General features: G+C 59.4%; 20 protein-coding genes, 1 tRNA gene and 1 pseudogene. 12 read left to right on the forward strand and 10 right to left on the reverse strand.

Features of this window, described 5'->3' with window-relative positions; all coding sequences use genetic code 11:
• Window positions 1-284 precede the first annotated feature (284 nt).
• Both QMK54_RS08990 and QMK54_RS08995 read left to right on the forward strand, forming a co-directional pair.
• Window positions 285-374, forward strand: a tRNA-Ser gene (locus QMK54_RS08990).
• A 403-nt stretch (window positions 375-777) separates the two neighbouring features.
• The gene (locus QMK54_RS08995; protein ID WP_320402373.1) at window positions 778-1,431 is read left to right on the forward strand and encodes a hypothetical protein; all 654 of its coding nucleotides are present in this window, start codon (window positions 778-780) and stop codon (window positions 1,429-1,431) included.
• A 42-nt stretch (window positions 1,432-1,473) separates the two neighbouring features.
• Here the strand turns inward: QMK54_RS08995 and QMK54_RS09000 are convergent, their stop codons facing one another.
• Complete coding sequence (locus QMK54_RS09000; protein WP_320402374.1) at window positions 1,474-2,055, reverse strand: hypothetical protein; 582 nt, start codon at window positions 2,053-2,055, stop codon at window positions 1,474-1,476.
• Between the two features lie 351 nt (window positions 2,056-2,406).
• Here QMK54_RS09000 and QMK54_RS09005 point away from each other — a divergent pair, with 351 nt between their 5' ends.
• The 7 genes from QMK54_RS09005 (at window position 2,407) to QMK54_RS09035 (ending at window position 6,114) form a co-directional block, all read left to right on the forward strand.
• Window positions 2,407-3,684, forward strand: coding sequence for a serine hydrolase domain-containing protein (locus QMK54_RS09005; protein WP_413787367.1), 1,278 nt, complete (start codon window positions 2,407-2,409; stop codon window positions 3,682-3,684).
• Entirely contained in the window at window positions 3,681-4,001 is a 321-nt protein-coding gene (locus QMK54_RS09010) for a YbjQ family protein (RefSeq protein WP_085723181.1), read from the forward strand. Before QMK54_RS09005 ends, QMK54_RS09010 begins: the two co-directional genes overlap by 4 nt.
• Before the next feature lie 148 nt (window positions 4,002-4,149).
• A complete protein-coding gene (locus tag QMK54_RS09015) occupies window positions 4,150-4,338 on the forward strand; it encodes a hypothetical protein (RefSeq protein WP_110659496.1) in 189 nt (62 codons plus the stop codon).
• 310 nt (window positions 4,339-4,648) lie between these two features.
• Window positions 4,649-5,017 (forward strand): bacteriocin, encoded by a 369-nt coding sequence (locus QMK54_RS09020; protein WP_110659484.1) that lies wholly within the window; start codon window positions 4,649-4,651, stop codon window positions 5,015-5,017.
• A 113-nt stretch (window positions 5,018-5,130) separates the two neighbouring features.
• The gene (locus QMK54_RS09025; protein ID WP_110659483.1) at window positions 5,131-5,598 is read left to right on the forward strand and encodes a glycine zipper domain-containing protein; all 468 of its coding nucleotides are present in this window, start codon (window positions 5,131-5,133) and stop codon (window positions 5,596-5,598) included.
• 16 nt (window positions 5,599-5,614) lie between these two features.
• Window positions 5,615-5,791, forward strand: coding sequence for a hypothetical protein (locus QMK54_RS09030; RefSeq protein WP_320402375.1), 177 nt, complete (start codon window positions 5,615-5,617; stop codon window positions 5,789-5,791).
• 107 nt (window positions 5,792-5,898) lie between these two features.
• On the forward strand, window positions 5,899-6,114 hold the full coding sequence (locus QMK54_RS09035) for a hypothetical protein (protein ID WP_110659482.1): 216 nt from the start codon (window positions 5,899-5,901) through the stop codon (window positions 6,112-6,114).
• Window positions 6,115-6,203: 89 nt separating this feature from the next.
• On the opposite strand, the gene QMK54_RS09040 is transcribed toward QMK54_RS09035, so the two are convergent.
• Window positions 6,204-9,461, reverse strand: a complete 3,258-nt coding sequence (locus QMK54_RS09040) for an RHS repeat-associated core domain-containing protein (protein ID WP_320402376.1) — start codon at window positions 9,459-9,461, stop codon at window positions 6,204-6,206.
• Between the two features lie 248 nt (window positions 9,462-9,709).
• Here QMK54_RS09040 and QMK54_RS09045 point away from each other — a divergent pair, with 248 nt between their 5' ends.
• Entirely contained in the window at window positions 9,710-10,405 is a 696-nt protein-coding gene (locus tag QMK54_RS09045; RefSeq protein ID WP_110659480.1) for an HAD-IA family hydrolase, read from the forward strand.
• A 122-nt stretch (window positions 10,406-10,527) separates the two neighbouring features.
• Here QMK54_RS09045 and QMK54_RS09050 read toward each other — a convergent pair whose 3' ends face one another.
• Entirely contained in the window at window positions 10,528-11,274 is a 747-nt protein-coding gene (locus tag QMK54_RS09050; RefSeq protein ID WP_110659479.1) for a 3-oxoacyl-ACP reductase family protein, read from the reverse strand.
• Window positions 11,275-11,398: 124 nt separating this feature from the next.
• Between QMK54_RS09050 and QMK54_RS09055 the strand changes: the two genes are divergently transcribed.
• Entirely contained in the window at window positions 11,399-12,322 is a 924-nt protein-coding gene (locus QMK54_RS09055) for a LysR family transcriptional regulator (protein WP_110659478.1), read from the forward strand.
• A 131-nt stretch (window positions 12,323-12,453) separates the two neighbouring features.
• On the opposite strand, the gene QMK54_RS09060 is transcribed toward QMK54_RS09055, so the two are convergent.
• The 3 genes and pseudogenes from QMK54_RS09060 to QMK54_RS09070 form a co-directional block, all read right to left on the reverse strand.
• Window positions 12,454-13,182, reverse strand: coding sequence for an aspartate/glutamate racemase family protein (locus QMK54_RS09060; protein WP_110662053.1), 729 nt, complete (start codon window positions 13,180-13,182; stop codon window positions 12,454-12,456).
• 56 nt (window positions 13,183-13,238) lie between these two features.
• Window positions 13,239-13,944: pseudogene (locus QMK54_RS09065) on the reverse strand (cytosine permease).
• 566 nt (window positions 13,945-14,510) lie between these two features.
• Entirely contained in the window at window positions 14,511-15,251 is a 741-nt protein-coding gene (locus QMK54_RS09070; RefSeq protein WP_110662055.1) for a phosphoadenylyl-sulfate reductase, read from the reverse strand.
• 172 nt (window positions 15,252-15,423) lie between these two features.
• On the opposite strand from QMK54_RS09070, the gene thrH reads away from it, so the two are divergent.
• Window positions 15,424-16,041, forward strand: a complete 618-nt coding sequence (gene thrH / locus QMK54_RS09075) for a bifunctional phosphoserine phosphatase/homoserine phosphotransferase ThrH (RefSeq protein WP_102702772.1) — start codon at window positions 15,424-15,426, stop codon at window positions 16,039-16,041.
• A gap of 153 nt (window positions 16,042-16,194) precedes the next feature.
• On the opposite strand, the gene pabB is transcribed toward thrH, so the two are convergent.
• The 4 genes from pabB to QMK54_RS09095 form a co-directional block, all read right to left on the reverse strand.
• Window positions 16,195-17,538 carry an aminodeoxychorismate synthase component I gene (gene pabB / locus QMK54_RS09080; RefSeq protein WP_223588225.1) on the reverse strand — a complete coding sequence of 448 codons (1,344 nt, stop codon included), beginning with the start codon at window positions 17,536-17,538 and terminating at the stop codon, window positions 16,195-16,197.
• Window positions 17,539-17,764: 226 nt separating this feature from the next.
• Window positions 17,765-18,751 carry an alpha-L-glutamate ligase-like protein gene (locus QMK54_RS09085; protein WP_110661523.1) on the reverse strand — a complete coding sequence of 329 codons (987 nt, stop codon included), beginning with the start codon at window positions 18,749-18,751 and terminating at the stop codon, window positions 17,765-17,767.
• Window positions 18,751-20,286: an inactive transglutaminase family protein gene (locus tag QMK54_RS09090; RefSeq protein WP_110661525.1), complete on the reverse strand. Its 1,536-nt coding sequence runs from the start codon at window positions 20,284-20,286 to the stop codon at window positions 18,751-18,753. Before QMK54_RS09090 ends, QMK54_RS09085 begins: the two co-directional genes overlap by 1 nt.
• A gap of 5 nt (window positions 20,287-20,291) precedes the next feature.
• The gene (locus QMK54_RS09095) at window positions 20,292-20,828 is read right to left on the reverse strand and encodes an ATP-dependent zinc protease (RefSeq protein WP_110661527.1); all 537 of its coding nucleotides are present in this window, start codon (window positions 20,826-20,828) and stop codon (window positions 20,292-20,294) included.
• Between the last annotated feature and the right edge of the window lie 203 nt (window positions 20,829-21,031).

Below are 21,031 nucleotides of genomic sequence, written 5' to 3' on the forward strand. Positions count from 1 at the left end.
GGGCAGACGTTACCCACCGCCGTAGGCCAGGTAAAGCGCCGTGACTGACCCGCCAGTCACCCTTTGCCCGCCCGCCAGGCGTAACCCGCCGCGCCTGCCGCGCATTCCCCTCTATATAGAAGAGGTCACGAAGCCGGAGATTGGCCGGTTTGCCATGGCCCGGAACGACGGCAAACGCTGAATCGCGTTAACCGCATGAAAATTCTGAAAAAAATGTTTGCCATCGGAAAAGCTTTCGACTACATTAGCGCGCCTCGACAGACAGAACATGTTTGAAGAGATACGGTGAAGTGTCCGAGTGGCTTAAGGAGCACGCCTGGAAAGTGTGTATACAGGAAACTGTATCGAGAGTTCGAATCTCTCCTTCACCGCCACATTCTGTAAACACAAACCCCTGATTTTCCTAGAGAAAGTCGGGGGTTTGTGGTTTTTGGCGTCTGAAAAAGGGCGATATGGGAATACCGGGGACTTTTTGGCTCTTCTCGGCTTAACAAGCCCGGTTGCTGAATGTGCAGCGACGCTTGGAAAGTATCCCGCCTAAATTAAGGCTGGCAGGGTGGTAACCAGCCAAAAACGCAGTAAGCGTACCGTCTTACGCAACTCTCGGAGTTTGCCTACAACTTCAGCAGGGGCCACCGGATATTCTTGTACCCGCCCCGAACAGAATCTGAACCTCAGACACGAAAACGCCGCTTTCCTATTGCTGGTTGATTGCGGTATCTGGTTAGGTGTGACTGCGGAACCTGACTGCAGTATTGAATAGGGCTTGTCGCAAGAATGAGAATTGAACTAAAGAACCTTATCAAAGCTGCTCTGTTGATTTTTGCGGTGTGGCTCGCGCAGTTCATTGAGCATGAAACACTGACAGTATTCATCTTTACCACTGTATTTTCATGTGGTGGGTATTTTGCTGTTCGCAATCGCAAGAGTATCAGTGCTTTTGCAAGAAAATGGCCAAGCTCACTGGTCTTCACCGCATTCATTTTTTACATTTGCAAAATCGTGGCAGAAAAAACCATCAACGCTACCACTGGCATTGAAGTCGAAAATATCAGGTACGCCTCGACCATCGGCGGCTTCATTTTATCTATCCCGGTATCACTGCTTTTCATCAGCATTTGCATGCTCGTTTGTTGGCAGATAAAAGAGTTGTTTGGTGTGCGGATATGCGAGTCTTCCGAAGAGCACGTACCAGGGCTGAAGATCTTCTTCATCGGGGCCCTGATGGGAGTCGGCATGCTCGCTTCATCACAAGTTGATCCTTTAATACGGTATGCGGTTCTCGCTGACGCGTCGAAGGTCGCGACCTGCGGGCCACTGGAAAATGACGTTGTCTACATCCGAAAAAATCCGGATACCTGTTCTAAAATCCACGTGAATCTTTCTAAGGGCATCTATAACTTTACCGATGTACCTGTGAAATCCAATTGAAGTGCGTCAACGTACCGTCGCCCGGGCCTTGACGGTTCTCTACTACGTTAGCTCAAGTCGCTCTTGCGCATAGTCCTTGCCTGCCAAGGTAAGTTCAAAAGTGGTGGCGCCGAACGTACCCCGTGTGACGTTTTGCTTCACAAGATGTTTAACCTGGAGTTGTTTCAGGCCATCTTCAACTTCCAGCTTGCTGAGTGAGACAAGCTTGCAAATTGAGTCTAGATTTGCAATTTTCCTGAAGTTTGCATGATAGGCCAAAGCCTCCATCAGCAGCGTTTGGTTATCTGTCAATTGCGGAAACTGAGGGTTGTTGTTTTTGTAGATTTTTCGCTCTATCTCATGTAGCTCGGTGTTAGCTCCGTCAGTGCTGCGGAAGTAGTAAATCGCTATAGACATAGTGCTGATTAACACCGCGATAATCATCAGCAGCAACCAGTTCGGCATTGGCGTTTCCAACGAAAGCCAGTTCCAGGCACGTAGCAGCCAGTCCTTGGTATCTGCCAGTAACGTCAGGTGGAAGTAGGTGTCGAGCAGTTTTGTGGCAGCCCAAGCAACAAGGAGGCCTCCAGCCAGGTAGGCCATAGCCTTGAACATGAACGGGGAATTCTTGTCTTCTGCTGCCATGCTGCTCGCCCCCAGTGCAGGAAACAGATCTTATTAGCATAGCAGTGGAAAAGTGCAGCTCTGGCATTGGTGCGGGTGGGGGAGGAATTGCTACAGGTAGGAGGGCGCTTTAGGGCCTGCCAGAGGCGTTTTAAACGCGAAGCTATGGACGGAGCGGTTGCACCGGCTGGTCTGGTGATTGGGGTTTGAATTTCAGGTGGGGCAAACAAGGGGCTTTCCGCGCTAGCGGTGACCAGGCCGATCCGGCTGTTAGACTGCTCAATCTCCTCGAATGGAATCGACCTCATGTTCCGTCCTCGCGCCAGCTTTCGCGGTGCAGCCAAGTTCATCGCGGCTGTGTCGATTGTTGCCATGTCACCACTGGCTCTCGCATCCGCTCCCGCAAACTTTCCCGACGCTCAAGCCAGCGACCCCGCCAGGCTGGGCTGGATGGTCGGCTCTCCACCCCCCGCTGATCGCACCGTGCGTTTTGAAGACGGCAGCTATTTCCGGTTCCCGGCAATGCGCTGGAGTGTTTCGAACTTTCGGCAGCTGATGCCGACGATCAACGTTTCACACGGCCTGGGTGCTCCGGCTCCACTGGAGATGGCGCTGCGCAAAGAGATCGACGGGATCAGTTTCGTCCCGCTCGGCGCCACTGCGCCGATGACCTGGGAGCAATCCCTCGCGGCGACCTACACCGATGGCATTGTGGTCATGCATCGCGGAAAAGTTGTCTACGAGCGCTACTTCGGCGTGTTGAAACCGGACGGCCAGCATGCTGCGATGTCGGTGACCAAGTCCGTGGTCGGCACGCTGGGCGCCCTGTTGGTGGCGCAGGGGCAGCTCGATGCTGGCAAGCGCGTTGCCGAATATGTACCGGAGCTGGCGGATTCTGCGTTTGGTGGCGCCACGGTACGCCAGGTGCTCGACATGACCACGGGCCTCAAGTACAGCGAGGACTACGCGGACCCGGATGCCGAGGTCTGGGCCCATGCCAGGGCAGGCAGTCCGCTGCCCAAACCCAAGGGTTATGAAGGCCCTCGCAGTTACTACGAGTTTCTGCAGACGGTGCAACCGCAAGGTGAGCACGGCAAAGCGTTTGCCTACAAAACCGTCAATACCGACGTGTTGGGCTGGGTCATCGCGCGCGCCACCGGTCGCAACGTTGCGCAACTGCTGTCGGAGAAAATCTGGAGCCGCCTGGGCGCCGAACAGGACGCCTATTTCACCGTGGATTCCATTGGCACGCCGTTCGCCGGTGGTGGCCTGAACACGGGGTTGCGGGACCTGGCGCGGTTTGGCGAGATGTTGCGTAACGGTGGTCGGTTCAATGGTCAGCAGATCGTGCCACAGGCAGTGGTCGATGATATCCGTGGCGGCGCTGATAAACAGGTGTTCGCCAGCGCGGGATACACATTGCTCAAAGACTGGAGTTACCGCTCGATGTGGTGGGTGACGGACAAGGAGGGCGGGGCGTTCATGGCGCGTGGGGTCCATGGGCAGCGCATCTATGTCGACCCGAGGGCCGAAATGGTCATCGTCCGCTACGCATCCCATCCGGTGGCCAGCAACTCGGCCAATGATCCCGTCACTTTGCCGGCGTTTGATGCGCTGGCTGAATATCTGAACAGGAATAGACAGCAATGATCACAACGACAACCCACTCCATCGAAGGCCGGCAAATTACCGCCTACCTGGACATCGTCAGCGCCGAGTCGGTGCAAGGGATCAACGTTGTCCGCGATGTGTTTGCCGGTATGCGCGACTTTTTCGGCGGGCGTTCCCAGACACTCGAGCGAGCGTTGAAGGAAGCACGCATTCAGGCCACCGATGAGATCAAGGAGCGGGCACGGGCGCTTGCGGCGGATGCGGTGGTTGGGCTTGATTATGAGATCAGCATGCCAGCCGGCAAAGGCGGGATGGTCGTGGTGTTTGTGACCGGGACGGCGGTCAAGTTGAGGTGAAAGGTGTGAAGCCATTCGTCGGTCACGGGAGAATCAGAACGGCAGGTCCATTAGTGACCGACTAGTCTAGAAAACCTTGGCGATCGATATTCTTTCAGGCAAAGGGCTTGCCGGTGTCGATATCGCATTTTTGAACGGGGGTGAAGAGATGGCTGATCCGTATATCGAGGACGATGGCGCAGAGTTTCCGATCAACAATTCCGTGCGGTGTGGCCAGACCCAGTATGTGGCCAGTTTCGGCGAGGACCAGACCGAGGTCGACAAGATCAAGACCAGGGCGTGCCGGGTACTGAAGGGCAAATTCCTGCCCAAGGTGACAGCACCGGCCAGGAAGTAATCCACTACCGACAGACCCCGTCATTGAGCGGGGTTTTTCATGACTGAAAGGGATTTATGACAAGTTTTTTAAGGTGGTGATCGTTCACAAACTTTTCACAACACCCTACGTAGTCTCGACTCATCCGTTAGAAAGCAACACCTGGCCCGTTTCCCCTGCGGGCTTTTTTTTGTCCGCGATAAAACCTTTTCCAAAAATGCTGTCCAACCGTCGCCAATCGCGAAGTTGGACCAGCGCGCTGGACTTTGTCCGCGCAAAAGCATTCAATCGCGCCCCCTTTTTGTGTACCCCTATTTTTGAGGTTTTTGTCATGCGTTTAACACTGCCCGCTCTGGTTCTGGGGCTTATGGTCGCTCAAGGTGCAATGGCGGGTGACGGCACTGCCGCACTGGGCGGTGGCCTGGGTGGCGCATTGGGTAACGTGGTCGGCCAGAAAATGGGCGGCAGCACTGGTGCAGCGATTGGTGCGGGCGTGGCTGGCGCGGCGGGCAGCGCAGTTGCCGCCAAAAAAGGTCATCGCACCAGCGCTGCTATCGGTGGCGGTGTCGGTGCAGCCGGTGGTTCGGTGATCGGTAACAGCCTTGGTGGCAAGTCCGGTGCCACCATCGGTGCAGGCCTGGGCGGTGCATTGGGCGGCGGCGTGGGCAGCAACCTGGCCCATGGTCACAAGCGTCACTGATCCTGATCCTGATTTGAAAAGAGCCCGGCTTGATGCCGGGCTTTTTTGTATCTGAACGATTTACGCCGTAGCGGCTCAAATCTTCCATACCCTAGAAGAATGTGAGGCGTGCCATGAACCCGAAAACCAACGGCAAAAAAAACGCAAGCCAGAGTGCTCGACGCTTGATGTTGCCTGCGATTGTTTTTGGATTGCTGGTCTCTCAGGCGGTGCTGGCCGGAGGTAACGGAGATGCCGCTGTAGGCGGTGGTCTTGGCGGGGTGCTGGGCAACGTTGTCGGTGGCCAGGTGGGCGGCAGTACTGGCGCAGCGATCGGTGCGGGCGTCGGCGGAGCGGCCGGCGGTGCCATTGCCGCGCCCAAAAACAGCCGCACCGAGGCGGCGGTTGGCGGTGGTTTGGGCGCCGCGGGTGGTTCGGTGGTCGGCAACAGTCTTGGCGGTTCGACCGGATCGGCCATCGGCGCAGGTCTTGGCGGTGCGGCGGGCGGTGCGGTCGGCAATAACCTGGGGAGTGACAGCGGCCATTCCCATTCCGGTGGCGGTCATAAACATTCGAATAAGCACCACAATAAGCATCACTAGTTAAGCGAGGCATGCCATGAAAACCGCAGGCAAGGAAGAAAAAGGCCCGGGCGGACAGACGTATATCAACGATCCCGGCAATGAAGACCCGGGATCGTTGATGGATGATGCGACGGTGCCGCTTAACGATGCTGATGATGCGGGCGGTGTCGGGAATATTGAGTTTGAAGATGAGGAAGAGGACGAAGACTGATCGAGCCGTGTTGCAGCATTGACCGGCTGTCTACTTGATCGAGCGCGTCCATCGCCCAGTCCTCGATAGGCCGTGGCCTGCACTTCAGGTCACTGCGGAGGTGCGAAATGAACACTGATCCGAAAATCTTCGACGTTGATGAAACACCGGAGTATCCGCTGCCATCTCCTACTGACTCCTTGAGCCGCGACCAACGACCGCCGGACGATGATGATGCCGGCGTGGAGCAGGTTCCGAGCGACGACAACATTGAGGCAGACTCGGAAGATCGAGACGATGCGGGCGGTGATGACTCGGGTGAGCCGGCTATTTCGCCGCGATAGTGAGAAAACCCAAGTCCCGATTACTTCTTTAAGGAGTCGATCCGAAGGGGGGCATATCCGCCTCCAGAAGTTTCCAGGGTCCTCCATTATTACAAGTGCTTGTATCGGTGTTTTGGAGAGGGTGCGTCAGGCTCGCCTTCATCAACTGTTGCCATTCTCTGCGAATCCGTCACCGAGCATCCCGGCTCGTTGGCCGGCGAGAAACTGCCGCTCAACCCCAATGGATTCACCCACCCCGTCGGGTTTCGGGTGTACTGATACGGGGTCAGCCCAGCGGCCAACCTGAGCGGATTTGGTGTCAGATAACGACCAATGTCCGGATGGTAGTAGCGATGCCGGTTGTAGTGCAGGTCGCTCTCAGCGTCGAAGTATTGCCCTTGGAACCGTAGCGGCTGTTCGAGTCGTTCGCCGTTGCCGTGGCTCAGTTGGCGTAGTTTGCCGTGGGCGTTGTATTTGGCCGACCAGACGATGGCGCCGCTGTAGCTGGTCAGCTCCTGTGGGGTGCCGAGGTGGTCGAGTTGGTAGTAGAACGGGCAGGCGTCTGCCCGGCCTTTGCCATCGAGCAGCGCCAGCGGGCGAAAGCTGCCAGGTTCGTAGACATAGCTGCGGTAGTGCCGGGGACTGCTTTCGGCGATGAGCTGGTCGCCTTGCCAGAAGAATTGCGTGGTGTGGTCGTCTACGGTTTTGCTGGTGCGCCTGCCGAAGGCGTCGTAGCGGTAGCTGACACTTTTACCGTCCGTGGTGCTGACGCCGATAAGACGGTGCTGGCTGTCGTAGGAGTATTCGGTGTCCTGGGGCGGCGTACCGCGGCGTTCGCGAATCAGGTTGCCGAAGGCGTCGTAGTCGTAGTGGTTGTCGTCACAGCGGTGCAGGCGGTTGCCCTGGAGCACACACGGGCCGGGGCGATTGTGGATCAGCAGGTTGCCGGTCGGGTCGTGAGCGAAGTTCTCTGCGCACTGGTCACGGGCGTGACGTACGTCGGTCAGGCGGTCGAGTGCATCGTATTGATAGCGGCTTGGGCCGTGGCGGCTGTCGATGATCTGCAGGAGGTTGCCCTTGGCGCTGTAGGCATACTGGCGACGGTACAGAGGTCGTTGCTTTTGGCTGACGATATGGGCCTGTAAACGGCCTTGCTCGTCGTAGGCATAATCGCTGAGCAGCAGACCCTGTTGGCGTTGCTGTTCGCGCCCGCCGACAACACGATGGCTGGTCAGGCGCGTGCCGTTCAGGTCGATGGCAGTGAGGGCGCCCCCCTTGGCATGGTGGTAGTCGAGGACACAGGCGTCCGGCAGGCGCAGGCGCTTGAGCCGACCGCAGGCGTCGTAGTCGTAACGCAGGGTAGCCCAGCCTTGATGCTCGGTGATCAACCGGTCCTGGCGGTCGTATTCGAACGCCAGCGGGTGGTCCTGGCCGTCGTTAACGCTGACCAGCCGTCCGAGGCCGTCGTAGCAGTACTCGACCTTGATCCCGTCGGGCAAGGTTTTGACCAGTAACCGCCCGGCGCTGTCACGTTGATAACCGGTAACCAGTTGCGAACCGTCGTCACCAAACTCGGTTTTCTCCAGCAACTGGCCATTGAGGTTGTAGTTGTAGGCGGTACGACGGCCATCGAGGCCGGTTTCCTGTCTGATCAATCCACCCGGGGTGTAGTCCAGCTGGTAAGTGTCGCCGACCTCGTTTTCGATCTCTGTGAGCAATAACTGCCCATGGTCGTAGCGGTACTTCAGCATGCTGCCGTCGGGGTTGATCCGACGGCTGATCAAATGCAGGTCGTCGGCGTATTCGTAACGGGTTACCCGTCCCAGTTCATCGGTGTAGGCAGTGACCCGGCCGTGGGCGTTGTAGCGATAGGCACGGTACGCACCGGTGGGCAGCGTGGTCCGGGTCAGTCGACCCAGGGCATCCCACTCATATCGGGTGATGGCGCCGTGTTCGTCCTGCCGAGTAATCCGCTGCCCCAACGCGTCGTAGGAAAAAACGCGCTGAGCAGCATCCGGCAGCGTCTCTTCCAGCAATTGCCCCAAGGCGTTCCAGACAAATCGGTGACCGCTTTGGTCGGGGAACCGGATCGTCAGCAAGCGCCCCGGCGAATCGTAGAAATAGCGGGTGATCTGCCCGTCGGGATCGGTGACGGCAGTGATGTCACCCTGGGCATTGCGCTGGTAGCGCCACGTCGCCTGAGCGCGGGTGCAGCTGTGCAGGAAACCGTGGCGATACTCGTAGAACATGGGCGCCTGATCCGGCGCTAGCAGCATGATCAGTTGGCCGAGTTCGTCATAATGATATTCGGTGACGGTGCCGAGGGCGTCCTGCTCGGCGATCAGACGGCCCTGATCGTCGTAGGCCTTATGCCGTTCACCGCCGTCCAGCCCGATCTGGCGCACCAGCCGTGTGCGGTCGTGATGAACGTAAACCTCTTCGCTACCGTCGGCGTTGCGCACCGTCACGCAGCCTTGATCGTCCCAGGCGTAGCGCGCTTCGATCTGCGCAAACGAGGCCCAGTGATGGACGCAACGGGCGCTCTTGCCGCAGCGTTCCCACGCCCAGAAGAAGCTCGCGCCGCCGGCCAGTTGCCGTTGCAGGATGACGTGCTGCTCGTCGTAGTCATAGCGCTCGCTTTCCCCCGCGGCGTTGGTGACCTCGATCAAGCGCTGGCGGGCGTCGTAGCGGTAGCTGACCAGTGTCTGTTCGGTGTGCCAGGTATTCGCCCCGCAGTCGCTGCGCTGAAACACCTGATAGTCGACGGCCAACAGATGCTTGAGGTCATAACGCAGCAGCAAGGCGCGGCCGGCGCCATTGTCCAGGCGTTGAATCCGGTCAACGCTGTCGCGCTGTACCGTCAGGCGGTTGCCGTAGGCGTCGCTGATCACACTGAGCCGGCCATCGCGGAAATGATAAAAACGCGCCGCGTCGCCGGCCAGGACGAGAATCAGTTCGTCCGGCTCCTCGCCAAGGTAAATTGCCGCCCGCGACAGGCTGTGGCGGATCACCGGGCGCGCCGCCCTCGGCCATGGAAAAGACGTGCGGCGATTTTCAGGGTCGATCCACAGCACCTGTTCGCCGTGGAGTTCCAGGTGTTGGGACAGCGAATGGCTCCAGCCAAATCCGAGGCCGTTGTCGAGTTCGACGGCTCTGGTGCGATAGAGGCGGGTGAAGTCGAATGACAGGATCCCGTCGAGGGTGCCGTCCGTGAGGGTCAGCAGTACTTCGCCGGTGACCATCGACACTGGGCAGTGTTGGGGGGCGGAGCGCTCGATGGTGTCGGCATTGGCGACGACTTCGAACCGATGCAGCCGATTCAGGGGGCCGCAGGTGGGGCATGCCAATACCTTTTGGGGATCGAACATCTGCAGACTTTCGCTTGGCGGAATGTAGGACGTGAGACTGTGCGGAGGATCTTCAATAAAAGCAGTCGGGAAAGTTGGTGTTTGGTGTAGGGCGATTCGTTAAATCATGCAGAGCCATTCAGCGCGAATCGGGATTTCATCGTTGCTCCAGGCCAGCAGCGCTCGTTATGCTGCTGAATCCTTTAATCCATTCGGGAGCGAGCCTCACCTGCGCCGCTCGGGATGCCTCGGAAAACGGATCAGATGCGATGAATGCACCACTGAAAGCATTCGGCCCGATCAAGGCCGTGATATTCGATATGGACGGCTTGTTGCTGGATACGGAGGGCATCTACACCGAAGTCACGTCCATCATCGCCGCGCGTTACGGCCGAACGTTCGACTGGAGTATCAAGCAGAACATCATTGGTCGCGGTGCAGGTGATCTGGCGTGCTATGTGGTTGAAGCGCTGGACCTGCCGATTACCGCCGAAGAATTCCTGGTGATCCGCGAGCCGCTGATGCGCGAGCGTTTTCCGACAGCGCAAGCGATGCCTGGCGCACAGGAGCTGGTACGGCATCTGAAGGCCAACAATATTCCCATTGCCGTCGGCACCAGTTCTTCAAGCCAGTCGTTCGGCCAGAAGACCACCTTGCACCGCGACTGGTTCGCCTTGTTCGACTTCATCGTCACCGCCGATGACCCGGAGGTGGGCGCGGCAAAACCGGCACCGGATATTTTCCTGACGGCGGCACGGCGCCTGGGCGTCGCGCCCGAGGATTGCCTGGTGTTCGAGGATTCGCCCTTCGGCGTCACCGCGGCGAAAGCGGCGGGGATGACGGCGATTGCGATTCCGGATGCGGCAATGGCCGACGCCAGGTACGCACACGCTGATGGCATTCTTCGTACGTTGAAGGCGTTCGAGCCGGGTGCTTTTGGGTTGCCGGCGCTTGAATGGACCTGACACCAGATAAAAAATGTGGGCTTGCTCGCGAAAGCGCTGAATCAGACGACATCAATGTTGCCTGACACAGCGTCTTCGCGAGCAAGCCCGCTCCCACAGTTATTGCAGTTGGCTGACAGGCATCAAGCGCCGAAACCACCGTCGATGGTCAGGCTGGCCCCGGTGATGTAGCCGGCTTCGGGACTGACGAGGTAGGCAACGAAGCTGGCGATCTCTTCGGCCTTGCCGTATCGGCCCACGGCCATCAGCGGGATCAGGCTTTCCGCAAAGTCACCGTGGGCCGGGTTCATGTCGGTGTCGACCGGGCCCGGTTGCACGTTGTTGATGGTGATGCCTTGCGGGCCGAGATCACGGGCCAGGCCTTTGGTCAGGCCGACCAGTGCCGACTTGCTCATGGCGTACGGGCCGCCACCGGCAAAGGGCATGCGGTCGGCGTTGGTGCTGCCGATGTTGATGATGCGACCGCCTTCGGTCATGTGTCTGGCGGCGGCCTGGGTGGCGATGAACACGCTGCGCACGTTGATGGCCAGGGTCTGGTCGAAGTCTTCGAGTTTGAATTCGGCCAGCGGTGCGACCGCCAGTACGCCGGCATTGTTGACCAGGATATCCAGGCGACCGAAGGCTTCTACCGTGGCGGACACGGCACCGCGGATGGCGTCGGCGTCGGCGCTGTCGGCCTTGATGGCCAGGGCCTTGCCGCCCTTGGCGGTAATACTGTCTTGCAGTTCTTCAGCCTTGGCCGTCGAACTGACATAAGTGAAGGCAACGGTCGCGCCTTCAGCGGCCAGGCGCTTGACGATGGCTGCACCGATACCGCGGGAACCACCTTGAATCAATGCCACTTTGCCGCTGAGGTTCTGAGTAGTCATGTCGGTCTCCAAGTTCCGAGGCGAGATGTCCCGGTTGATGGAGCCTAGTATCGATTCAGGATTAAGTGCTGTGTAGACCATAATTGCGATAGTCTGTGTAAACCAAAAGTTTATAGTTGCGCTTATGGAAACCTTCAGCAGTATCGAATGCTTTGTGCGCAGCGCCGAGGTTGGCAGCTTCGCTGAAGCTGCGCGGCGCTTGAGCCTGACACCGGCGGCGGTGGGCAAGAGCGTCGCCAAGCTCGAAGCGCGGCTGGGCGTCAGACTGTTCCAGCGCAGCACGCGCAGCCTGACGCTGACGGAGGCCGGCCAGTTGTTTCTTGGCGAAGTCAGCGGCAGCCTGCACACGATCCAGAATGCCGTGGCCAATCTTGCCAGTGCCGGAGGGCAGCCAGCGGGCACCTTGAAAGTCAGCATGGGGACGGTATTCGGCTGCCTGTACATTGTGCCGATGCTCGGCGAGTTTCTGCGGCGATTTCCGGCGATCAACCCGGACTGGCACTTCGACAACCGCCAGGTCGATCTGATCGGGCAGGGTTTTGACGCGGCAATCGGCGGTGGCTTTGAACTGCCCCAGGGCGTGGTGGCGCGCCGGCTGAGTCCCGCGCATCGGGTATTGGTGGCGACGAAGGACTATCTGGAGACACATGCGGCAATCAGCGAGCCGGACGACCTCAAGCACCATGACGGGATTCTAATCCGTTCGCCGCAGACCGGTCGGGTGCGCTCCTGGCAGTTGACCCATCGCAATCAGCAACACAGCCCGTTGACGCTCAAGGCGCGGATGACCATGAGCGATTCCGAGGCCGCCTGCGTCACGGCCGCGCAGGGGCTGGGCATTGCGCTGGTGAGCATGCCGTTTGCCTCGGGCTATCTGGAGTCGGGCAGGTTGCAGCGGGTTTTGCCGGACTGGTACATCGACGACGGCTACACCTCTATCTATTACGCCGAACACAAACTGCTGCCCGGCAAGACCCGGGCGTTTGTCGAATTCGTCATTGAGCAGTTTGCCGAGCGGGGGTTGGGGCAGAGGTTCAGTGCGGTTTGAGTCAGGCTCCAGGCCGAGTTGCCTTCTTCGCGAGCAAGCCCGCTCCCACATTTGATCTGTTGCGAATGCAAAAATTGTATTCACTGGAGATCCAGTGTGTGCGGGCTTGCTCGCGAAGGGGGCGCCGCAATCTACCGGGCAAACCGCGCCGGCCAGCCAATGATGTTTTTCGGCCGTGGCGTCGCATAGGTCCGCACCTTCGAGGTCGACAGGCCCAACCGCACCAGCGATTCGGCAATGGTCACTGCCGCCGTCACGCCATCCACCACCGGTACGCCAGTACGTCGGCGAATCTGCTCGTCCAGCCCGGCCATGCCGCCGCAGCCCAGGCAAATCACTTCGGCCTTGTCCTGGCTCACTGCCAGTTCGGCCTGATGCACGATGGCTTCCAGTGCGCGCTGCGGTTCGTGCTCCAGCTCCAGCACCGCCAAACCACTGGCCCGTACCGAGGCGCAACGGTCCCAGAGGCCGGAGAGCTTGAGGCGATCTTCGATCAGCGGCACGGTGCGGTCGAGGGTGGTGACCACGGAATAGGCGTGGCCGAGAAACATCGCCGTGCTGGCGGCGGCATCGGTGATGTCCACCACCGGCACGTTGAGCAGTTCTTGCAAACCTTCACGGCCGTGCTCGCCGTAGCCGGCCTGGATCACCGCGTCGAAAGGCTGGTCGTAGGACATTACCCGGTCCATGACCGCGATCGCCGCCAGGTAACTTTCGAAATTGCCCTCGATGGAGTCGGCGCCGAAGTGCGGGGTGAGGCCGACGATTTCCGTGCCGGGCGATGCGACGGCCTGCGCCGAGCGGGCGATGGCCTGGGTGATGGATTCGGTGGTGTTGACGTTGACCACGAGAATGCGCATGGGGAGTCCTTATTGCAGAGGGTTCTGCGGCCCGACAACGCCGGGCCGCGACAGGATTAATGACTGACGTTGTCGACCGCGATGGCTTCGCCGCTGACATCGGCGTAGTGCGGTTGGCGTTTGGCGATGATCAGGTAGAGCATCCCGGCGATGCCGGCACCCATCAGCCAGGAGAACGGCGAGACGCTGTGAAAACCTGGCACCAGGGCCAGGACGATGGCGATCAACGCTGCAGGAATGAACGCCGCCACCGCGCGCAAATTGACGCCGCGGCTGTAGTAGTACGCGCCGTTGGGGTCTTCGCTGTACAACTGCGGCACGTTGACCTGGCCTTTTCGTACCAGCCAGTAGTCGACCATGATCACGCCGTACAACGGGCCGAGCAGCGCACCGAGGCCGGACAGGAAGTACACGATCACCAGCGGGCTGTTGTAGAGGTTCCACGGCAGGATCAGCACGGCGATGGTCGCGCTGATCAGCCCGGCGCGGCGGAAGGTCAGGTACTCAGCCACCCAGGCCCAAAGCGTACAGACCGATGGCGAACGAGTAGTTGGCAATGTTGTGAACGTCGTTGGTCCACAGGGCAAAGATGCTGTAGCGGCCCCAGCGCCGACCTTCGGACTTGGTCGGTGCCAGGTCCTTGTTGTGCAACCTGGGACTGAGCACCACGGGGGCGTGATGCGCCTGATTGTCGGCGGTGTGGGTGGAATGGGAGGAGGGTAGATCCAGCGCGATATTGTTATTGGAGAGACTAGTACGCATTCCGGCAGGCTCCTGATGCTCGACATCGCGATGACTGTGCATGAGCGTTGGCTCGACAAATCTTCGTCGCGGGCGGCGAATATCATTGGTTACGGGGCATCTGCAGCCTGTACGGGATAGGGCGCTTCAGGCTTGCGGATCTAAAGTGTGTGTATGTTTTGAGATAATTGTATACAAAACATGTATGCACTTAAGCTAGATCCATGCCAGTCGGACGTTCTATGAAAAGCGCTACTCATTTCGTTTTGTTATGGCTTTGCGCCAAGTTATTGAAAAAAAGACAATATAAATTGACCGATTGAACAGGTATTTATTTTGTAGCGGGAATTCAGGAGGGAGTGCGGGGGCAAGGCAGTCGGAGGGATGTAACTTTTGGGGGCGTAGAAACAAAAAGTGCACACATAAATGGCACCGATGGTGACATTCCTGTGTACAAAATTTTTGAGGCTGCAGATGACACTGTAGGAGCGAGCCTGCTCGCGATGGTCGTCAACGATAACGCGGGGTGCCAGAGACCCCGCTGCGTTCTCGGGTTCATCGCGAGCAGGCTCGCTCCTACAGTGGGCTTAGGCTTTCGATTTGCTGATGATATTCCCCGCATGCAACCCGCATTCTTTCTGCGTCGCTTCTTCCCACCACCAGCGGCCTTCACGCTCATGCTGGTTCGGCAGTACCGGGCGGGTGCAGGGTTCGCAACCGATGCTGATGAAGCCGCGTTCATGCAGGCTGTTGTACGGCAGTTCGAGCATGCGGATGTAGCCCCAGATCTCTTCGCTGGTCATTTGCGCCAGCGGGTTGAACTTGTACAGGGTGCGTTCCGGGGTGGAGAACGCGGTGTCGATCTCCATCACCGCCACAGCGCTGCGGGTGCCGGGGCTCTGGTCCCGGCGCTGGCCGGTGGCCCAGGCTTTTACGCCGGACAGCTTGCGACGCAGCGGCTCGATCTTGCGGATGCCGCAGCATTCGCCATGGCCGTCCTTGTAGAAGCTGAACAGGCCTTTTTCCTTCACGAAGGGTTCGAGCTTGGTGTGGTCCGGCGACACCAGTTCGATGTCGATCTTGTAGTGCTCGCGCACCTGATCGATAAAGCGGTAGGTCTCGGGGTGCAGGCGGCCGGTGTCGAGGCTGAACACCTTGACGTTCTTGTTCAGCTTCCAGGCCATGTCCACCAGCACCACATCCTCGGCGCCGCTGAAAGATATCCACAGGTCATCGCCGAACTCGGCAAACGCGAGTTTCAGGATGTCCTGGGCGGATTTGTTGGCATGGGTCGTGGCGAGTTCCACGACGTCGAACGTTGGGCTCATCAGGGCGGCTTCCTACAGGTCGGTGGCGCTGGGCGCTCTATATGGGCCGATGGTAACAAAAAGCTGCACGGGCCGGGGCATCCTCTGCGTTGCGCAGGCAGGCCCGAGTCGCTAGAGTTCGGCAGTCTTTTTGCTCGCTCGACTCAATAATCAATACAAATGGGAGTGTCTTGTGGAAATTGCCTGTCTGGATCTTGAAGGTGTGCTGGTCCCGGAAATCTGGATCGCCTTCGCTGAAAAAACCGGGATCGAATCCCTCAGGGCCACCACCCGGGACATTCCCGACTACGACGTGCTGATGAAGCAGCGCCTGCGGATTCTCGACGAGCACGGCCTGAAGCTCTCCGACATCCAGGAAGTGATCGCTACGCTCAAGCCGCTGGACGGTGCGATCGAGTTCGTCGACTGGCTGCGCGAGCGCTTCCAGGTGGTGATCCTGTCGGACACTTTCTATGAGTTCTCCCAGCCGTTGATGCGCCAACTGGGCTTCCCGACTTTGCTCTGCCATCGCCTGATTACCGACGACAGCGGGCGAGTCACGGGCTACCAGCTGCGTCAGAAAGATCCCAAGCGTCAGTCGGTCCTGGCCTTCAAGAGCCTCTACTACCGGGTGATCGCGGCGGGGGATTCCTACAACGACACCACGATGCTGGGCGAGGCCGATGCCGGGATTCTGTTCCATGCACCGGATAACGTGATTGCCGAGTTCCCGCAGTTCCCGGCGGTGCACACGTTTGAGGAGCTGAAGCAGGAGTTCATCAAGGCTTCGAACCGGACCTTGAGCCTGTAACCCGATCCCCTGTGGCGAGGGGGCTTGCCCCCGTTGGGTCGCGAAGCGACCCCAAAACCTGACACTGCGCATCCTCAAATAGAGCGCGTGTAACGGTTTGCGACTGCTGCGCAGCCGAACGGGGGCAAGCCCCCTCGCCACAAAAGCGCTGTGTCAGAGGTTTTGCAGGGTATCGAGCAGCACCTTCACTTTGGTGATCGACTCCTGATACTCGGCCTGCCACTCGGAATCCGCAACAATCCCGCCGCCGCCCCAGCAACAGACCTGGCCATCCTTGACCAGCAAGCTGCGAATTGCGATCGAGCTGTCCATCTCGCCGCGCACGTCCAGGTACACCAATGAACCGCAATACAGCCCACGTCGGGTCGGCTCCAGTTCGTCGATGATCTGCATCGCCCGAATCTTTGGCGCGCCGGTAATCGAGCCGCCGGGGAAGCTGCCGGCGATCAGGTCCAGGGCGTCGCGGTCATCCGCGAGTTCGCCGGTGACGCTGCTCACCAGGTGATGCACGTTCGGATAGCTTTCCAGGCTGAACAATTCCGGCACCCGTACCGAACCTGTGCGGCAGGTGCGGCCGAGGTCATTGCGCAGCAGGTCGACGATCATCAGGTTTTCCGCGCGGTCCTTGGGGCTGGCCAGCAGCTCGGCGGCGTTCGCGGCGTCTTGCCCGGGCGTCAGGCCACGAGGTCGAGTGCCCTTGATCGGGCGGGTCTCCACATGACCTTGGCTGACTTTGACGAAGCGTTCCGGTGAGAGGCTGAGTACAGCGTTGCCGTCAGGCAAGCTCTGGAAACCGGAAAAAGGCGTCGGGCACGCTGCGCGCAATGCGCAGTAAGCGGCCCACGAATCACCCTGGCAGGGCGCGCGAAACCGTTGGGCGAAGTTGACCTGGTAACAGTCGCCGGCCTGAATGTACTGCTGGATGCGTTCGATGGCCTGTTGATACTCGTCAGCGCTCAAGTCGGCGGTCATCGGGGTGAGCAGTTTGAAGGGGCCGACCACTTCCGCTACCGGCTGGCTGAACAGGTCGATCAGGCGCTGGCGTTCGCTGGCGGGCAGTGCCGGGTGGAACACCAGTTGGCTGGTCAGCGCAAGGTGATCGCTGATCAATGCCCAGCCATACAGGCCGAAACGCGCGTCAGGCAGTTGCAGGTCGTCCCGGGACTGGCTCGGCAGGCGCTCCAGATGGCGGCCGAAATCGTAACTCAGGTAGCCGATCAACCCGCCGGCAAACGGCAACTCATAAGGTGCTGGCAGAGAGGCTTCACCCAGGCGTGTCAGGTTATCGCGCAAGCGTTGCAGGAAATCTTCGCCACTTTCGTCGAGCGCTACCGTCAGCTGTTCCAGCGGCCAGGCGCTGAGCAGGTCATAACGGCCCCGGTCGGCGCTGGGGCGGCCGCTGTCGAGCAGCACGGCACCGGGGGCATGGCGAATCGCCGCGAAGTATTGGGCGGGGTTGGCACGATAGGGCAGCGGGTGTACGGAACAAGTCAGCATGGGCGGGGGAAATCAGCCATCGAGGCGGGGTGGCGATTGTAGTCCTCTGCAGGATTTGGTCCTAGAGGGATGTCGGAAAGAAGCATGTGGCCGCACATTCATGTGGCGAGGGGGCTTGCCCCCGTTGGGCTGCGCAGCGGCCCTCTGGTTTGTCAGGTAGACCAAGTCAGCCGGGGTTGCGACGGCTGCGCCGCCGAACGGGGGCAAGCCCCCTCGCCACAAGGGATCAAATCTCAACCGTAGGAATATGCCCGAACATCTCCTGCACAAACGCCACGCGCTCTTCGACCGTTTCAGTCACGCCACGAGCCTTTAGGTCTTCCAGTCGTGCTTCCACCGCATGCGTTCGCAACGTCAGCCCGCAATCGTTGGCAATCTGAATATTCAACCCCGGCCGGGCGTTGAGCTCCAGAATCAGCGGGCCTTTTTCCTGGTCCAGGACCATGTCGACACCGATGTAGCCCAACCCGCACAACTCATAACAGCCCGCGGCGAGTTTCATGAAACCGTCCCAGTAGGGCAGTTGCACGCCATCCACCGCGTTGGTGGTGTCCGGGTGTTTGTTGATGATGTTGTTCAGCCAGGTGCCGCGCAGGGTCAGGCCGGTGGCCAGGTCGACACCGACACCGATGGCGCCCTGGTGCAGGTTGGCCTTGCCGTTGGACTGGCGCGTCGGCAGGCGCAACATGGCCATGACCGGGTAGCCCATCAAGACAATGATGCGGATGTCCGGCACGCCTTCGTAACTGATGCTCTTGAAGATCTGGTCCGGAATCACGCGGTATTCAATCAGCGCGCGGTCGCGGTGACCGCCCAGGGAGTACAGGCCGGTCAGGATGCTGGAAACCTGGTGTTCGATTTCTTCGTGGCTGATGATCTTGCCGGACACCGTGCGGTACCGTCCCTCGAAACGGTCGGCAATCACCAGGATGCCGTCGCCACCGGCGCCCTGGGCCGGTTTGATCACGAAATCGTTGCGTCCGCCGATGATCTCGTCGAGATTGTCGATTTCCTTCTCGGTGGAGATCACGCCATACAACTCGGGCACATGGATGCCGGCGGCGATGGCGCGCTCCTTGGTGAGGATCTTGTCATCGACGATCGGGTACAGGCTGCGTTTGTTGTACTTGAGCACGTAGTCTGCATTGCGCCGATTGATCCCCATGATGCCCCGGGCTTCCAGGGCCTTCCAGGTCTTCCAGAGGCCGAACATCAGGCGTCAGCCTTCTTCAGGAAAGCCTTGAAGCGCACCAGTTCGGTCAGGCGATATCCGCGATAACGACCCATGGCCAGCATGAAGCCCACCAGGATCAGCAGGATTGCCGGGAAAGTGAACACGAAGTACACCAGTTCCGGAACGGTCATGATCAGGTGCGCCAGGGACGCGGCGAACAGCGTGCCGATGGCCACTTTCATGGCATGGCCGCCGCCGCGCTCTTCCCAGGTAATCGACAGGCGTTCGATGGTCATGGTCAGGATCACCATCGGGAACAGCGCCACCGACAAGCCTCGCTCCAGGCCGAGTTTGTGGCTGAACAGGCTGATCGCCGCGATCAGCACCACCACGAACGTCAGTACCACCGACAGCCTCGGCAGCATTTGCAGCTTCAGGTGTTCGAGGTAGGACCGTAGCGACAGGCCCAGCGCCGTGATGATGGTAAACAGCACGATGCCGAAGCCGAGCTGGGTTTCGCGGAAGGCCAGGGCGATCAGCACCGGGGTGAAGGTGCCGAGGGTCTGGATGCCGATCAGGTTGCGCAGGATCAGGATCACCAGCACGCCGATCGGGATCATCACCATGATCATGAAGGTCTGCTGGGTTTGCAGCGGCAGGCCGTACAGCGAGTACTCGAGGAAGTTGGCGTCGGTGTTTTCGTCGGTCAGCTTGGCCAGGCGAATGGCGTTCATTTCGCTGTTGTTCAGGCTGAAGGTCACGTTGGCTTTCTTGCCGCCATCGACGGTGATCAGGTTTTCGTCGCCGGTCCACCACAGCAGGCGGTCGGTCGGCAGGCCCTGTTCACCGGTTTCCGGGTTGAAGTACAGCCAGTCGGTGCCATTGAAACTGCGCAGCCACAGTTCCGGTACTTGCGGCTGGTCGGCCACCAGGCGGATGGTGTGGACCTTCTCGATCGGCACGTGGGCGATGGACAGCAGCAACTCGACGATTTTCGCCTTGTGCGCGGTGGATGGATCACCGGCCAGCAACAGTTTCACGTTGTCGTCGTTGAGATTGTTGACCCGCTTGATCGCTTCGCCGACGAAGGTTTCGACGTCGGCCGAGTGCTGGCGAATGGGGGCGAGCAGGGCTTCGGCGGCGATCTTTTCCGGCCCTTCGATGGCGACGCTGTCACGGAAGGTCGGGCCTTTGATCTTGGCTTTCTCGCCGGAGTAACGCTTGGTCAGCACGAGGCGGTAGTAAAGCGTCTGATTGCCTTTGGCCCGGCGCGCCGACCAGGTGACCTTGCGGTTGCCGTCGACCCGGTTCACGGCCACGCCGTAATTATTGGAGATGAAGCTCTCGTTGAGGCTGACGAAGTCGCGGCTCAGCGGCGGCACGAACATCTGGATCTTGACCGGATCCTTGGCGCTGGCGACGAACTCGACCTTGGCGTCGATGTTCCACAGGTCGTCAGTGGCGTCTTCGGTCACCGGGATGCCCAGTACGAAGATCTGATAGGCCGTAACTGAAATGCCCAGCACCACCAGGATGGCGATCAGCAGTTTCAGATGAAGGGTAAGAGAGCGCATTTAAATTACTCGGCGGTATAAGCGTCGGTGGTGCAGGCGGGTTTGCCGGCAGCATATTTAAGGCTGGGGTCAACCAGTGCATCGAAGCGTTTGAGTGCTTCGGAGCCAATCAGGAGCGGGTATTGGAAAGCGCTGCGGTCGGTCAGGTTCACTTCGATGCTGCGCAGGGCCGAGCCCATGCAGATGTCCAGTTCGATCACGGGGCGGGCGGTGTACTTCTTGCCTTCCTCCGGGTCGTAGTCGCCGGCCCGGCGCTTGATCTTGCTGACACGGGCCAGTGGGCGTTCGATCGGGTGCGAATGGGCGGCGTCGATGGCCAGGTAAAAGCGCACCCACGACTCGCCGTTGCGTTTGAAGCGTTTGATATCCCGTGCACTCAGGGAAGCGGTTTTCGCCCCAGTGTCGAGTTTGGCCGCCACTTCCAGATCGATGCCATTGAGCGAGGCGTACTCATTCAGGCCATACACGGTCTTTTCCCCGGCCATTGCGAAGCCGGGCAGGCATAAGAAATAAAGAAAGGTAGGGAAGGGCTTGAGTCTCATAAATCCTGGTGCGCAGCGGTCCGACTTGATTCAAGGCCCTGGCATTGCTGCGCAAGCTCCCTCGTATGCCTATCAGGGTTTTGTGACAGACAGTGCAGATGTGACAAACAAATGCGGGCGGCATTCTAGCACGGTGGTTTGATGGCGCCAGCGCTGGCCGGTGGCTATAAATAGACGGGTTGCTTCGTTATGGTGCAACCGGT

Origin of the sequence: Pseudomonas sp. P5_109 (genome assembly GCF_034009455.1) — a bacterium.
Lineage (GTDB): Bacteria > Pseudomonadota > Gammaproteobacteria > Pseudomonadales > Pseudomonadaceae > Aquipseudomonas.

Bases quoted from the DNA above. Each gene is read 5' to 3' on its own strand.
- QMK54_RS09050 (WP_110659479.1), bottom strand. From the start codon at position 11,274: ATGACTACTCAGAACCTCAGCGGCAAAGTGGCATTGATTCAAGGTGGT.
- QMK54_RS09020 (WP_110659484.1), top strand. From the start codon at position 4,649: ATGCGTTTAACACTGCCCGCTCTGGTTCTGGGGCTTATGGTCGCTCAA.
- QMK54_RS09060 (WP_110662053.1), bottom strand. From the start codon at position 13,182: ATGCGCATTCTCGTGGTCAACGTCAACACCACCGAATCCATCACCCAG.
- QMK54_RS09040 (WP_320402376.1), bottom strand. From the start codon at position 9,461: ATGTTCGATCCCCAAAAGGTATTGGCATGCCCCACCTGCGGCCCCCTG.
- QMK54_RS09070 (WP_110662055.1), bottom strand. From the start codon at position 15,251: ATGAGCCCAACGTTCGACGTCGTGGAACTCGCCACGACCCATGCCAAC.
- QMK54_RS09015 (WP_110659496.1), top strand. From the start codon at position 4,150: ATGGCTGATCCGTATATCGAGGACGATGGCGCAGAGTTTCCGATCAAC.
- QMK54_RS09030 (WP_320402375.1), top strand. From the start codon at position 5,615: ATGAAAACCGCAGGCAAGGAAGAAAAAGGCCCGGGCGGACAGACGTAT.
- QMK54_RS09005 (WP_413787367.1), top strand. From the start codon at position 2,407: ATGTCACCACTGGCTCTCGCATCCGCTCCCGCAAACTTTCCCGACGCT.
- QMK54_RS09025 (WP_110659483.1), top strand. From the start codon at position 5,131: ATGAACCCGAAAACCAACGGCAAAAAAAACGCAAGCCAGAGTGCTCGA.
- QMK54_RS09095 (WP_110661527.1), bottom strand. From the start codon at position 20,828: ATGAGACTCAAGCCCTTCCCTACCTTTCTTTATTTCTTATGCCTGCCC.
- QMK54_RS09045 (WP_110659480.1), top strand. From the start codon at position 9,710: ATGAATGCACCACTGAAAGCATTCGGCCCGATCAAGGCCGTGATATTC.
- QMK54_RS09035 (WP_110659482.1), top strand. From the start codon at position 5,899: ATGAACACTGATCCGAAAATCTTCGACGTTGATGAAACACCGGAGTAT.
- QMK54_RS09085 (WP_110661523.1), bottom strand. From the start codon at position 18,751: ATGTTCGGCCTCTGGAAGACCTGGAAGGCCCTGGAAGCCCGGGGCATC.
- pabB (WP_223588225.1), bottom strand. From the start codon at position 17,538: ATGCTGACTTGTTCCGTACACCCGCTGCCCTATCGTGCCAACCCCGCC.
- QMK54_RS09055 (WP_110659478.1), top strand. From the start codon at position 11,399: ATGGAAACCTTCAGCAGTATCGAATGCTTTGTGCGCAGCGCCGAGGTT.
- QMK54_RS09010 (WP_085723181.1), top strand. From the start codon at position 3,681: ATGATCACAACGACAACCCACTCCATCGAAGGCCGGCAAATTACCGCC.
- QMK54_RS09000 (WP_320402374.1), bottom strand. From the start codon at position 2,055: ATGGCAGCAGAAGACAAGAATTCCCCGTTCATGTTCAAGGCTATGGCC.
- QMK54_RS08995 (WP_320402373.1), top strand. From the start codon at position 778: ATGAGAATTGAACTAAAGAACCTTATCAAAGCTGCTCTGTTGATTTTT.
- QMK54_RS09090 (WP_110661525.1), bottom strand. From the start codon at position 20,286: ATGCGCTCTCTTACCCTTCATCTGAAACTGCTGATCGCCATCCTGGTG.